Annotated in this window: 18 protein-coding genes; 17 read left to right on the top strand and 1 reads right to left on the bottom strand. The window is 69.4% G+C overall.

Annotated features, from left to right (window positions below; translation table 11 throughout):
• Nucleotides 1-6 precede the first annotated feature (6 nt).
• Genes EDF50_RS07105 through EDF50_RS16615 form a run of 14 tightly spaced genes read left to right on the top strand, consistent with a single transcriptional unit; the run spans nt 7 to nt 8177 of the window.
• Nucleotides 7-609, top strand: coding sequence for a hypothetical protein (locus EDF50_RS07105; RefSeq protein ID WP_123518834.1), 603 nt, complete (start codon nt 7-9; stop codon nt 607-609).
• Nucleotides 609-815, top strand: coding sequence for a hypothetical protein (locus tag EDF50_RS07100; RefSeq protein WP_123518833.1), 207 nt, complete (start codon nt 609-611; stop codon nt 813-815). The genes EDF50_RS07105 and EDF50_RS07100 overlap by 1 nt, the downstream gene beginning before the upstream one ends.
• Nucleotides 812-1663, top strand: a complete 852-nt coding sequence (locus EDF50_RS07095) for a hypothetical protein (protein WP_123518832.1) — start codon at nt 812-814, stop codon at nt 1661-1663. Before EDF50_RS07100 ends, EDF50_RS07095 begins: the two co-directional genes overlap by 4 nt.
• Complete coding sequence (locus EDF50_RS07090) at nt 1656-3032, top strand: ParB/RepB/Spo0J family partition protein (protein ID WP_123518831.1); 1377 nt, start codon at nt 1656-1658, stop codon at nt 3030-3032. Before EDF50_RS07095 ends, EDF50_RS07090 begins: the two co-directional genes overlap by 8 nt.
• Nucleotides 3029-3385 (top strand): hypothetical protein, encoded by a 357-nt coding sequence (locus EDF50_RS16630; protein ID WP_158612659.1) that lies wholly within the window; start codon nt 3029-3031, stop codon nt 3383-3385. Before EDF50_RS07090 ends, EDF50_RS16630 begins: the two co-directional genes overlap by 4 nt.
• Nucleotides 3376-4269: a helix-turn-helix domain-containing protein gene (locus EDF50_RS07085; protein ID WP_158612658.1), complete on the top strand. Its 894-nt coding sequence runs from the start codon at nt 3376-3378 to the stop codon at nt 4267-4269. Before EDF50_RS16630 ends, EDF50_RS07085 begins: the two co-directional genes overlap by 10 nt.
• Nucleotides 4178-4528: a hypothetical protein gene (locus EDF50_RS07080; protein ID WP_148076780.1), complete on the top strand. Its 351-nt coding sequence runs from the start codon at nt 4178-4180 to the stop codon at nt 4526-4528. The genes EDF50_RS07085 and EDF50_RS07080 overlap by 92 nt, the downstream gene beginning before the upstream one ends.
• Nucleotides 4521-5825 carry a replicative DNA helicase gene (locus EDF50_RS07075; protein WP_158612657.1) on the top strand — a complete coding sequence of 435 codons (1305 nt, stop codon included), beginning with the start codon at nt 4521-4523 and terminating at the stop codon, nt 5823-5825. The genes EDF50_RS07080 and EDF50_RS07075 overlap by 8 nt, the downstream gene beginning before the upstream one ends.
• A gap of 9 nt (nt 5826-5834) precedes the next feature.
• On the top strand, nt 5835-6074 hold the full coding sequence (locus EDF50_RS07070) for a hypothetical protein (RefSeq protein ID WP_123518827.1): 240 nt from the start codon (nt 5835-5837) through the stop codon (nt 6072-6074).
• Complete coding sequence (locus EDF50_RS16625) at nt 6074-6304, top strand: hypothetical protein (RefSeq protein WP_158612656.1); 231 nt, start codon at nt 6074-6076, stop codon at nt 6302-6304. Before EDF50_RS07070 ends, EDF50_RS16625 begins: the two co-directional genes overlap by 1 nt.
• A gap of 18 nt (nt 6305-6322) precedes the next feature.
• Nucleotides 6323-6793, top strand: a complete 471-nt coding sequence (locus tag EDF50_RS07060) for a single-stranded DNA-binding protein (protein WP_123518826.1) — start codon at nt 6323-6325, stop codon at nt 6791-6793.
• 3 nt (nt 6794-6796) lie between these two features.
• Nucleotides 6797-6940 (top strand): hypothetical protein, encoded by a 144-nt coding sequence (locus EDF50_RS16620; RefSeq protein WP_158612655.1) that lies wholly within the window; start codon nt 6797-6799, stop codon nt 6938-6940.
• On the top strand, nt 6940-7278 hold the full coding sequence (locus tag EDF50_RS07055; protein WP_123518825.1) for a hypothetical protein: 339 nt from the start codon (nt 6940-6942) through the stop codon (nt 7276-7278). Before EDF50_RS16620 ends, EDF50_RS07055 begins: the two co-directional genes overlap by 1 nt.
• A complete protein-coding gene (locus EDF50_RS16615) occupies nt 7275-8177 on the top strand; it encodes a hypothetical protein (protein WP_158612654.1) in 903 nt (300 codons plus the stop codon). Before EDF50_RS07055 ends, EDF50_RS16615 begins: the two co-directional genes overlap by 4 nt.
• 418 nt (nt 8178-8595) lie before the next feature.
• On the opposite strand, the gene EDF50_RS07045 is transcribed toward EDF50_RS16615, so the two are convergent.
• Nucleotides 8596-8847 carry a hypothetical protein gene (locus EDF50_RS07045; RefSeq protein ID WP_123518824.1) on the bottom strand — a complete coding sequence of 84 codons (252 nt, stop codon included), beginning with the start codon at nt 8845-8847 and terminating at the stop codon, nt 8596-8598.
• Between the two features lie 27 nt (nt 8848-8874).
• On the opposite strand from EDF50_RS07045, the gene EDF50_RS07040 reads away from it, so the two are divergent.
• The 3 genes from EDF50_RS07040 (at nt 8875) to EDF50_RS07025 (ending at nt 11995) form a co-directional block, all read left to right on the top strand.
• Nucleotides 8875-9123, top strand: a complete 249-nt coding sequence (locus EDF50_RS07040) for a hypothetical protein (RefSeq protein ID WP_123518823.1) — start codon at nt 8875-8877, stop codon at nt 9121-9123.
• Nucleotides 9124-9863: 740 nt separating this feature from the next.
• Nucleotides 9864-10337 (top strand): hypothetical protein, encoded by a 474-nt coding sequence (locus tag EDF50_RS07030; RefSeq protein WP_123518822.1) that lies wholly within the window; start codon nt 9864-9866, stop codon nt 10335-10337.
• Nucleotides 10334-11995: a hypothetical protein gene (locus EDF50_RS07025; protein ID WP_123518821.1), complete on the top strand. Its 1662-nt coding sequence runs from the start codon at nt 10334-10336 to the stop codon at nt 11993-11995. The genes EDF50_RS07030 and EDF50_RS07025 overlap by 4 nt, the downstream gene beginning before the upstream one ends.
• The last annotated feature ends 5 nt before the right edge of the window (nt 11996-12000 follow it).

The following is a 12000-nucleotide window of genomic DNA, read 5'->3' as shown; positions in this document are numbered from 1 at the left end:
GGCACGATGCCCACTGGATACACCGCCGACTTGCATGACGGCAAAGATCAGACATTCGCCGAGTTCGCGATGAGTTGCGCGCGCGGCTTCGGAGCTCTCGTCGAGATGCGAGACGCTGGCCCCGACGCCGTCGTGCCCGAGCGTTTCGAGCCGGACCAGTACGCGAAGGAGCGGCTCGAACGCGCCAGGGCCGATCTCGCTGAGGCTGAGGCTCGCCCGATGGACGAGTGGGCCGCTCTGCTCACGAAGAACAACGAGGAAATGGCGGAGGCGTCACAGCGGGCGCGAGAGCGGTCCCGGGCCCTACGTGTCCGCTACGAGGCAATGCTCGAGGCCGTCGACTGCTGGGTTCCGCCGTCGACAGAACACGAGCAGCTCCAGTCGTTCATGCGGGACCAGCTCGAGGGGTCGATCAAGTTCGACTGCTCGGCCGCGGACGACTTCTTCCTGCCCCGCGTGATGACGCCGGGCGCCTTCCGCGACGATCAGATCGGCCGCGCGAAGGCTGAGCTCACGCGGGCGACGAAGGGCTGGGGCGACGCGGTGGCGCGAGCGAACCAGCGCACCTGGTGGGTGCGCCAACTGCGCGAGTCGCTGGCGGGTGCCTGATGGGCGACCGCAGAGAGACGTTCGCCGGTTCGCTGTCGGGCGACCAGCTCGGGAAGACGATCACGGTCCCGAACACCGAGGGCGACCTGGTCGGGGGTGTGCTGCAGGTGCTCGTGCACCAGCAGCCGGGCGCGGTGGGTCTGTTCTTCGAAGGCGCGCACCTGCCTGAGATGGTGTCGGCCGACGCGATCGCGGTCGTGTCGTGAGCGGCGCAGACCTGTTCGAGGACGGGTTCCCTCACGGGACGCCGGCGGGCTACGAGCGCGGCTGCAAGGGCGGGGCGTGCCCGGCGAAGGTCGAGACGGGGCAGTCGTGCCGGGACGCGAACGTGCGCGTCGCATCGGACTACGGCTACCGCCGTCTGGCGCTCTCTGGTGCGTCAGTGGAGGTCCTGGCGCAGCCCGCGACGCCCGTCGTCGCCACGGTGCCGGAGAAGGTGAAGCCGAAGGTGCGTCGTGGGGCCGATCTGCTCATGGCACCGCTCGGGCAGCACAAGCCGAAGCCCAAGCCCACCCCGGCGGCGCCGGCCCCGGTCGTCGCCGAGCCGGAGCCGATCGTCGAGCCTGAACCGGCGCCCGTGCCCGAGCCGGTCGCCGAGGCTGATCCCGTCGAGGTCGCGCCCTACCCCCATGGCACGCCCCAGGGCTACCGCCGAGGCTGCCGAGACGACTGCCCCGGCGGGCCCGACGGGCGCTCCTGCCGTCAGGCGATCGTGGACTACCAGCGGGACCGCAAGGCCGCCCGTGAAGCCGCGGGGAAGCAGGCACCCGTCAAGCAGCTCGGCGACGTCGCCCCCACCCCGGAGCCCGAGGCGCCGGCACCGGTGGCCGAGCCCGAGACCCCCGGGCCCGACGTCGAGGCGGCACCCGCGCTCGAGCACGACGAGCCCACCCCGGCCGAGCCGTCCGAGAACGTCGGCGGCACGACCAGGTCGATCGACCGAGAAGCGATCGCGGACGCCCTGAACGCGTTCGCGTTCGCCTTCGAGCAACTGAGCAAGGCCCTGCGTCGCGATGGTCGCGACCAGGTGAGCGAAGGAGAGAACCATGTCTGAGTCCATCGAGCGTGTCGACCCGTCGACGCTCATCATCGCGGCCAACGTCCGCACCGAGACGAAGATCTCGAAGGAGTTCGTCGCGAGCATCAAGCAGCACGGCGTGAAGGTGCCGATCACGGTTCAGCGCGTCGACGAGGGCCTGGCGGTCATCGACGGCCAGCGCCGCACCCTGGCGGCCGTCGACGCCGGCGTGGTCGACGTGCCGGTGTTCGTCGTCGAGCCACTGTCGGACGAGAAGGTCCGCATCGTCGACCAGCTGATCGTGAACGACCAGCGCGAGAGCCTCGGGGTGTCGGAGTCCGTCGCAGCGGTGAAGCAGCTCGAGCTGTTCGGCATGAGCGCCGCGGCGATCGCCAAGAAGACCGGCTATCAGCGCAAGGTCGTCGACGTCGCGCTGCAGGTCGGCGGGAACGACGTCGCCGCGGCCGCTGTCGCCGAGCACGACCTGACTCTCGACCAAGCTGCCGTGCTGCTCGAGTTCGACGGGCGCCCCGCGATCGTCGCCGACCTCATCGTGGCGGCGACGCAGGGGCGTGGGTTCGAGCACACGGCGCAGCGACACCGCGATGACCTCGAGCGGGAAGCCAAGCTCGCAGCCGTCGCCGATGAGATCCGCGAGAAGGGGCTCGCGCTGATCGACAGCGCACCGGCCTACGAGGACAAGACGATGTACGCCCTCGAGCACGTCTACGCCAGCGAAAAGGGCCACAAGCCCCTCACTCTCGAGATGGTCCTCGAGCAGGCACCGCAGGACTTGTTCGCCTACCCCGTGCGCCGTTCCGGCGCCTGGACGATGGAGGGTGGGCGGGAGCCGGATACGTACGGCATCGGCTACGCCGTGACGCACGTCGCTGAGAACGGCTGGTGGGTCTACGGGATGGGCGAGACGAAGGTCCCGCTGACCGACGAGGAGAAGGCCGCGAAGAAGGCCGAGCGCGAGACGACGAAGGACTGGACCGCCGCGTCGACGGTCCGCCGCTCATGGCTGCATGAACTGCTGCAGCGCAAGACGCTGCCCAAGGGCTGGGAGCTGCTCGTCGCGGCGCACGTCATCGAGACGAGCATGGCGTCGTACGCCGGCGGCCACTGGATGGCGATCGCCGAGCTGCTCGACCTCGAGCAGAAGGACACCTGGTCGATGCGCAGTGTGGCGACGCCTTACCTGCAGCAGCACCCGGCCCGCGCCCCGCAGATCCTCCTCGGGCTCGCGCTCGGCGGCATCGAGGGCGGGTTCGACTTCTACAAGAAGGGCTGGCAGTCGCCGGACACGGCCCGCCCGTACCTGGTGACGCTGCAGGCATGGGGCTACGAGCTCAGCGACGTCGAGGCGCGCGTCGCCGGCATCGAGGAGGCCGCGGCCGCGTGAGCAGCCCGACACCGCGAGGGCTCCTGGCCGTGCTCGAGCAGCGCGACGGGCGCCGATGCGCCTGGACCGGCCAGGAGTCCGACCGGCTCGTCCCCCAGCACCGTCAAGGCGGCGCCGGCGGCCGGAAGAACAAGCACCGCCCGTCGAACGTCGTCTGGCTCGACAGCATCCTGAACGGCCGCATCGAGGCCGAGGCGGACCTGCAGGCCGAGGCGCTGCGGCGGGGCATCAAGATCTCGGGCTTCGCAGACCCGACAGCGACACCGATCCAGCACGCCGTGCACGGCCTCGTCCTCCTGGACGACGACGGCCGGTGGGCACCAGCACCGAAGGAGACAACACCATGGCGATGACCGACAGTGGCACGCCAGACACCCCCGGCTTCGCGGCCGTCCCGAACTGGATGATCCGCGACACCACGATCAGTCCCTACGCGATCGCCGTCTACGCGGCCCTCGCCTCCCACAGCGGCCGCGGCGGCATCTACCCCTCGCACGAGACGCTCGCGGCCGAGGCGAGGTGCAGCGCGCGGAAGGTGCAGCACGCCCTCGACGAGCTGCGGGCCCTCGGGGTCGTCGCGTCGGTGCGGCGGAACGGCCGCGGGGGCCGGACGAGCAACAGCTACACGCTGCACCCGAACGGCGGCGAGGTAACAGCACACGGTGCCGTTACCCAACTGAGCCCAACGGCACGGGGAGACGCAGGTAACGGCACCACGTGCCGTCAGGTAACGGCACCACGTGCCGAGGAAGAAGAACCCAGTGAAGAAGAACCCAAGAAGAAGATCCCCCTACCCCCTGCGGGGGCGGGCCGGGACGAGGTGGTCGTGAGCGGCGCTGGGTCGTTCGAGTCCTTCTACGCGGCCTACCCGCGACACGTGGGTCGGGCGGCGGCCGAGAAGGCGTTCGCGAAGGCCGTCAGGGTCGCGACGGCCGAGGTCATCATCGCCGGCGCGAAGCGGTTCGCCGCCGACCCGAATCTCCCGCCGAAGGAGGAGGCGCGGTTCATCCCGCACCCGGCGTCGTGGCTGAACGCGGGCCGGTGGGACGACGACGCGCTGCCCCCTCGTGGTGGCGGCCGCGGGCAAGAGCAGCAGCAGCAGGGCCTGGCCCTGATCGAGAAGTACCGACGAGAGGGACAGGGGCATGGAGAAGTTCGAGACGGCGCAGCTGGTGCTGTGGATGCAGGGCGTCGACGGCCGAGTGATGAACGAGCTCTCGGTCGAGGTCTGGCATGACCTCGTCGGCCACCTCGACTACGAGGCGGCACTCGGCGCGGTCCGTGAGCACTACCGCGAGGAGCACCGAAAGGTGATGCCGTCGGACGTCCTCGAGCGTGTTCAGGCGCACCGGGAGCTGGGCGTGCTGCCGAGCGCGACGGACGAGCTGCTCGCCGAGCAGAAGGCCGAGTGGTGCGAGGCGCACGGCGTCACGGTCCAGGAGTACGACGAGAACCAGCACAGCTATGAGTGGGTCCTGGCGGTGTCCCGTGGCTGAGCAGGTTGTGGGCCCGCAGCACGACGTCGGCGCGGAGCAGTACGTCGTCGGCTCGATGATGCTCTCCCCCGCCGCTGTGTGGGAGGTCCTCGATGGGCTCGTGCCTTCGGACTTCTACGTGCCGAAGCACGAGGTCATCGTGACCGCGGCCGCCCGCCTCGCGCATCAGAACCAGCCGATCGACCCGATCACCCTCATGGACGAGCTCGGCCGCGCCGGGGAGCTGAGCAAGGCCGGTGGTGTCGAGTACCTCCACGTCCTGCAGGGCGCGCCGACGACTGCTGCAAACGTGGGCTACTACGTCGACATCGTGAAGGACCGGGCGCTGCGCCGGCGCCTGCAGTCGGCGGGTCTGCGAGTCGCGCAGATGGGCCAGTCGACCGAGGGCGACGCGTTCGAGCTCGCCGACCAGGCCCGCACTGAGGTCGAGGCCGTCGCTGCCGGTGCCCGGGTCGACGTGCACGCAGTTGGATCCACCATCGATGCGCTGATCGACCGTCTCGACGAGAAGCCCGAGTACGTGCCGACGCCGTGGCCGTCGCTCGACAAGCTGATCGGCGGGCTCGCGGCGGGGAACCTCATCATCGTCGGTGCCCGGCCCGGTGAGGGGAAGACGATTGTCGGGCTGCAGTGCGCGACGCGGCTCGCTCACGAGGGCCTGGTGGCGTTCATCAGCCTCGAGATGGGCGAGGACGAGCTGCAGATCCGTCTGATCGCGCAGTACGGCGAGGTCCACATGAAGTCGCTGCGGAACCGGTCGCTGAACGAGGAGCAGTGGGGCCGGGTGAAGATCGCCCGCCAGCGGTTCCAGGAGGCCCCGATCTACATCGGCGATGACATCTCGACGCTGACGCAGATCCGTTCGTTCGTGCGGTCGGTGGCGCGGAAAGGGAAGCTCGCCGGCGTCGTCATCGACTACCTGCAGCTCATCGAGGGCGGCGGGAAGGAGAACCGGCAACAGGACGTGGCCGAGTTCAGCCGGGGTCTGAAGAAGCTCGCGAAGCAGCTGCAGGTGCCGGTGATCGCCCTGTCGCAGCTGTCGCGGCCGCCGCAGGGCCGGACGTCGCGGACGCCGCAGCTGACGGACCTGCGGGAGTCGGGCGCGATCGAGCAGGACGCCGACGTGGTGCTGCTGCTCTCGTACGACCGGGCGAAGAAGCCGGGCGACCTCGAGGTCGTCGTGGCGAAGAACCGGCACGGCGAGATGGGGACCGTGGTCCTCGACTGGCAGGGGCAGTTCGCGCGGCTGAGGGACAAGACGTGGGACCCGTTCGGGTCCACCCAACTGGACATCTGAGAGGACGACATGACTGACAGCAACGTGACCAAGATCCCGACGCGCTACGGCGGCGAGTCCGACAACCCGTCGGCAGCCCTCGTCGGCACGTGCGACTTCGGCGGCGGCATGGAGTGCGACGAGGAGACGCTCGCCGTGGTTCGCAACTTCGACACCGGAGAGCCTGCCTGGATCTCGATGTGCGCCAGGCACGCCATCGAGTCGCTTGGCGGCTACACGCAGGGCGACGTCGAGAGCTGGGCCGACTGATGGGCATTACACGGACCCGCGACGTCGAGATCGCGGACGCCTGGGGCGACGACGACGGAGGCGTGACCGTCACGGTCGACGGCGGCCGTCAGTCCCTCTCGATCGACGAGGCCGAGGAGTACGGGCGGGCACTGTTCGCCGCGGCCCTCGACGCCCGCGAGACGCTGCGAGCGCAGGGCATCGCGGCCGACCACCAGCACGACAACGACACCACCGAACCGGCTCTCTGAGCCAGGAAGCAGACCACCATGAGTAACCCGAACATCACCATCAACGGCCGCCTGTCGAAGGACCCCGAGGGCCGCACCGCGAACGGCAAGAGCGTCGCCGAGATCACCGTCCCGCAGCAGCGGTCCCGCAAGAAGGACGGCGGCGGCTACGAGAACGTCGGCGGCACGTCGTGGATCACGGCCACGTTCTGGGAGGGCGACGCCGACGCGGTCATGGCGTCTCTGGCGAAGGGCAGCGAGGTCATCCTCACCGGCCAGCTCGCGACGCAGGAGTACCAGACCCGCGAGGGCGAGCAGCGGACGAAGCTCGTCGTCGATTTCCCGAAGGTCGCTGTCGTGCTGAAGGCCGGCCAGTCGGTCGGCGGCCGCCCGGCGCAGGGCGTCGAGGCACCGAGCGAGCCGTGGGCGAACCCTGCACCGGCGACGGACGCCTGGTCCACGCCGCCGTCGGCCGGCGGGACGACCTACAACGACGAGACGCCGTTCTAAGCCATGAAGCCTCTCGACCGGGCCGCCCTCGTGGCGTGGCTCCGCACCCGTTCCAACCACCGCACCCCGCTCGTGGCCTCGATCTACGACGGGCTGGCCGCCCGCCTCGAGCGCGGCGACTTCGACACCACAGAGGAGGACCGCTGATGGACGAGCGGAAGATCACCAAGACCGAGCAGCACCAGCGCATCGTGATGACGTTGTTCGTGACCGTCGGGCAGGAGACCCTGACCCGCGCGTTCAATTCGCCTTGGACTGTCCCGGGTGAGCCCACCGTCGATCCGAACCACATGCACCGTCAGGTCGAGACCACCTTCCGCGACCTCTGCCAGACGTGGGGGCTCACGAAGGCCGAGGGTCTCATCGTGTCTCATGACGAGGTGCGCGCCGTCGAGTACGTCACTGAGACGACCTTCGCCCAGAAGGAGCGAGTCCGCAACAAGGTCATCTACGACCAGGCAGCAGAAGAGGAGGCCCGGCGATGACCGAGCTCGACACCCTGACCGAACCCACCGCCGAGGACCTGCTGCAGCTCGCCGCCGCCCGCGCCCGCCGCCGACTGCTCGAGGCCCCCGCCCTCGTCGGCTACGTCCGCGCCCTCATGGTCCCGGGCCTCGGCGGAGCCCAGGACGGTATGCCCCGAGCCGCGTCCAAGACGGCCCCACTCCCGATGCGGGCCGACGCCGTCGACGACACCGACGACGTCTTCGCCCGCCTCACGTACTGGGTGAACTACTGGGCCGCCGTCTACAAGGTGCAGCCCCCGTCGGCCGTCCTCGTGCACTGGGCCCGCGAGGGCGAGGCCGCAGGGTTTCGCGCCGAGACGACGTCGGCCGGCGCCACCGGGCTGCTCGAGCAGGTGACCACGTGGCTGCTCATCCGGCACGACCTCATCACGCACCACGAGGCCGGCGAGGTCTACTTCGACGACGTCAACGGGATGCTGCGCGACCTGTGGGCGAAGTACCCCACCGCACCCCGCGCACCCCGCGGGGTCCTCGACCGGGCGTGCCCGATCTGTGACCGGTTCACCTTCGGCGCCCACTGGCCCGACGACGCCGACGTGGATCAGTTCGTGCTGTCGTGCTCGTTCTGCGGCCACACCGAGGAGGCAGCCGCGTTCATCAAGGCGGGCCGTGTGCGCGAGCTGATGCACGAGCTGCGCGAGGAGCACGCCGACCCGAAGTCCGAATGGTGGACGAAACGGAAGGCCGTCGTCGAGCTCGACATGACGATGCGGACCCTCGACAACTACGTCCGCGACGGCCTCGCCACATACACCGTCGACGGCAGCGTGTACGTCCACGTCGACGACCTGCTGACCATGTGGAGGGAGAAGCGCCTCAAGCGGAAGGGCACATTCGCCACGCCGCGATCCGCATAGTTGCGCGTCTTTCTCAAATGCCAGTAGCATGGCGCCAGCGAACCCGACCGCCCGAGCCACTAGGCCCGGGCGGTTTGGCGTTAAGTCCTCCCTCTGTCGCCCCTAGCGCGAGGAGCGGTCAGGCCCACCGGCTGTCGGAAGCGACCGGGCCCCTGCGAGGCCGTGCACCTACCCGTGCACGGCCTCGCCCAGTCTTCGGTGCCGCACCACCCACACGCACAACCACGGCGCCCTCTCCTGCTGAACCCGGTGTGACGACCGGACGGTGGCCGCGAGGGACGCACACCCCCTGCCGGGGTGCAGTGCGCGCACCGATCCCACTTCGAGCGGGCCCGTCAACGGCTGCAGCCACCGTCTCCGAAGGGCGCCCACGAAGCCGTGTCTCTCTCGGCTAGGCGTACCTGCGGGCCCGCTCGAACTAGCCCGTGACGATGAGCGTCACGACCGCCACTGCCAGAGCCGCGACGCTTGCCACCGTGCTGACCACTGACAGCACGAAGCTGCGCCGGGAGAGCTTGTCGGCTGCAGCAGTGAATCGCTCGCGGGATCGCCGCTCGAGTTCGTCAGCCCAGTAGCTGATCCCAACGACCGTGTGCTCTGCGTGCTGGTCGTAGTGCTGTTCGATCTCAGCGTCGGTCATTGCGTGCAGCTTCCGCAGGGGCAGGCTCATGCGGGTCACTGTATCGAGGAGGACAGAATGAGTGACACCACGAAGGCAGCCCTCGACGATGCGATCGCCGCCCACTTCGCCGACGAGCAGGACGGCGCCCTCGTCACCGGGTACGTGCTGCAGGTACAGGGCCAGGGCTTCGCGGTCGCGGCCGACGATGAGCAGACGCGCATGCTTCGCTCGATCGCTGAGCAGCAGAGCATCATCACCACCCTCGGCCTGGTGGACTGGCTGCGCTTGCAGACCCAGGGCTACGTCCTCGAGCCCGACGACTGATGCCGGTGTGCACCGAGCACGGTTGCCCCGTCATCGTCGACAGGTCAGGCCGATGCACGGCCCACGCCCGGGCCAAGGCCAGGACCCGGGGGTCTCGCCAGGACCGGGGGTACGACAGGGGGCATGACCGGGAGCGGGCACGCTGGGCGCCCGTCGTCGCGCGAGGCACAGTCGCCTGCGCCAAGTGCAGCCGCCTGATCGAGGCAGGGCAGGAGTGGGACCTCGGGCACACCGACGACCGCACCACCTGGACCGGACCCGAGCACCAGCGGTGCAACCGGCAGGCAGCAGGCAGGAATGCACACACGTGACCAGCTACCTGACAGCAGCGCAGGCACGGATGCTCGGCCTCGACCCGAGCCGACCAGCGATAGCGCAGCTCGAAGCCAGGCCGAACCGAGGGACGACCGTCGTCAAGGCGACACCCCCACAGCCCAGCCCCATGGGTGAGGGCCACGCACACAGCTGACACCAGCACCAGCCACCCCACCCACCCAGCCTCAGGCCACGCCCAAGGCACCCACACACACCCAGGACGACACCCTGTCGACCACCCCCGACCCACCCCGATATACCGATATATCCGGCGCCCCTAGGGGTGGGGGAGGCCCCCCTCCGACCCCGACCCCCAGGACCGCCGGGGATGGCTCTCAGAAGTAGGCGGGGTTCAAACATTCGCGGCCCCTCCCCTGGTGGGGCCTCCCTGACGCGGTCCGTGGCCGCTGAGGACGTGATCTTGCATGGGCTCTGGAGGCTCTCGAAACCGGTCTGGACCCCAGGCTGACCCGGACTCGCTGACCAGTGAGCGTCGGGGCCTGACGTACAAGCTGCTGCCCCGTGAGGGCTTCACCGGCCGTGTGCCGGCGTGGCCGTTGCCGACGGCGACACCGCGGGAGAAGGCCCTGTGGAAGGTGCTGTGGCGGACTCCGCAGGCGGCGATGTGGAACGCCGAGCGGTGGCGTGTCTACGCCGTGGGCCAGTACACGCGGTGGGCGGTGCGCGCGGAGGATCTTGAGGCCTCGGCGTCGACCCTGGCGCAGGTGCACCGGCTCGCGGACCAGATCGGGATGACCCCGGCCGGGCTGAAGGAGAACGGCTGGCGTCTGGCGATGGACGAGCTCGGCGCAATTCGCTCCGAGCCGACGGCGACCCCGACGTCGAGCAAGTCGTCGGGCGGCACGGCTCCGGTGCGACGTCTGCGGGCGGCGCAGTGAGCGAGTACCTGGTCGACTTCCCGACGCTGGGCGACATTCAGGACGCGTGGCTCGCGCAGCACGCTCGGGTGCCGAACGGTTTCCAGCGTGGCCGGTCATTCGTGCAGGCCGACTGGCAGTTCTGGTGCACGGCGAACCACTACCGGGTCCGTGACGACGCGCAGTGGGTGCCTGAGGCGCCGCTGCTGAACCAGGCGTTCCATTACCGCCGGTCGCAGATCGTCGGCCCGCAGAAGCTCGGCAAGGGCCCCTGGTCGGCCGGCGGTGTCTCGCTCGAGGCTGTCGGGCCGACGATCTTCGGCGGCTGGGCTGGCAAAGGTGATGGCTACGCGTGCTCGGACCACGGCTGCGGCTGCGGGTGGGAGTACGAGTACCTCAAGAACGAGCCCATGGGCATTCGTCACCCGTCGCCGCTGATCCAGATGACGGCCATCTCCGAGGAGCAGGTGAACAACGTGTGGCGGCCGCTGCGCGCGATGATCTCGCTCGGTCCGCTGTCGGACCTGCTGCTCCCCCGGGGCAACTTCATCAAGATCGCGGGCCAGAACGACGACCCCGAGCTCGACCGCATCGACCGCGTCACGGCCTCGGCCCAGTCGCGAGTCGGCAACCCGATCAGCTTCGCGCTGCAGGACGAGTCGGGCCTGGCGACGGCCGAGAACAAGATGGTCGAGGTCTACGAGGGCCAGCGGCGGAACGCTGCCGGTATCGGTGGCCGCACGATGGAGACGACGAACGCGTGGAACCCGGCGCAGAACAGCGTCGCGCAGCGGACCTACGAGTCCGCCGCGGAGGACGTGTTCAAGTTCTGGCGGAAGCCGCCGGCGAACCTGTCGTACCGCGACAAGCGCGAGCGGCGCCGCATCCACGCGTTCGTCTACGAGGGCTCACCGTGGGTGAACGTCGACTCGATCGAGGCTGAGGCGTCCGAGCTGCTCGAGCGCGATCCGGCGCAGGCCGAGCGCTTCTTCGGCAACCGCGTCGTGACCGGCACGGGCGCCTGGCTCGCTGACACGGCTCTGGCCGCATGGGATGCGAAGCTCACGGTCCGGGACCGACCCCTGTCGGAGCCGGTGTGCCTCGGGTTCGACGGCTCGGACGTCGACGACTGGACGGCGATCCGGCTCGAGACGTTCGACTTCCACCAGTTCACTCCGGTGAACGCGGTGGGCCAGCCGACGATCTGGAACCCGGCCGAGTACGACGGGCGTATCCCGCGCGATGACGTCATGGCGGCGTTCGACCACATCTTCGCCAGCTACGACGTCGTGCGCGCGTACCTCGATCCTCCGGGGTGGGAGTCGCAGGTGTCGGCGCTGCAGGGCAAGTACGGCGACAAGCGCGTCATCGAGTGGGCGACGTACCGCATCAAGCCGATGCACGAGTCGCTCGAACGGTTGCGGAACGACATCGTCGACCCGAAGTCGGGGCTGACTCACGATGCCGACCAGGCCGTCGACACCCACCTGCGGAACGCGGTCATGCGGGGCCGGACGGGGAAGACCTACATCCTCGGCAAGGCGTCGCCCACCCAGAAGATCGACATCACCATGGCGTCGACGCTGGCGCACGAAGCGGTGAACGACGCGATCGCGGGCGACGACCTCGCGAAGCGCAAGCGGCCGGCCGTCTCGACGACGTTCTACGGCTTCAACTGAGAGGA

The organism is Frigoribacterium sp. PhB24 (assembly GCF_003755185.1).
Lineage (GTDB): Bacteria > Actinomycetota > Actinomycetes > Actinomycetales > Microbacteriaceae > Frigoribacterium.
The sequence above is the reverse complement of the archived record's forward strand: the minus strand, read 5'-3'. Positions and strand labels throughout refer to the sequence as shown.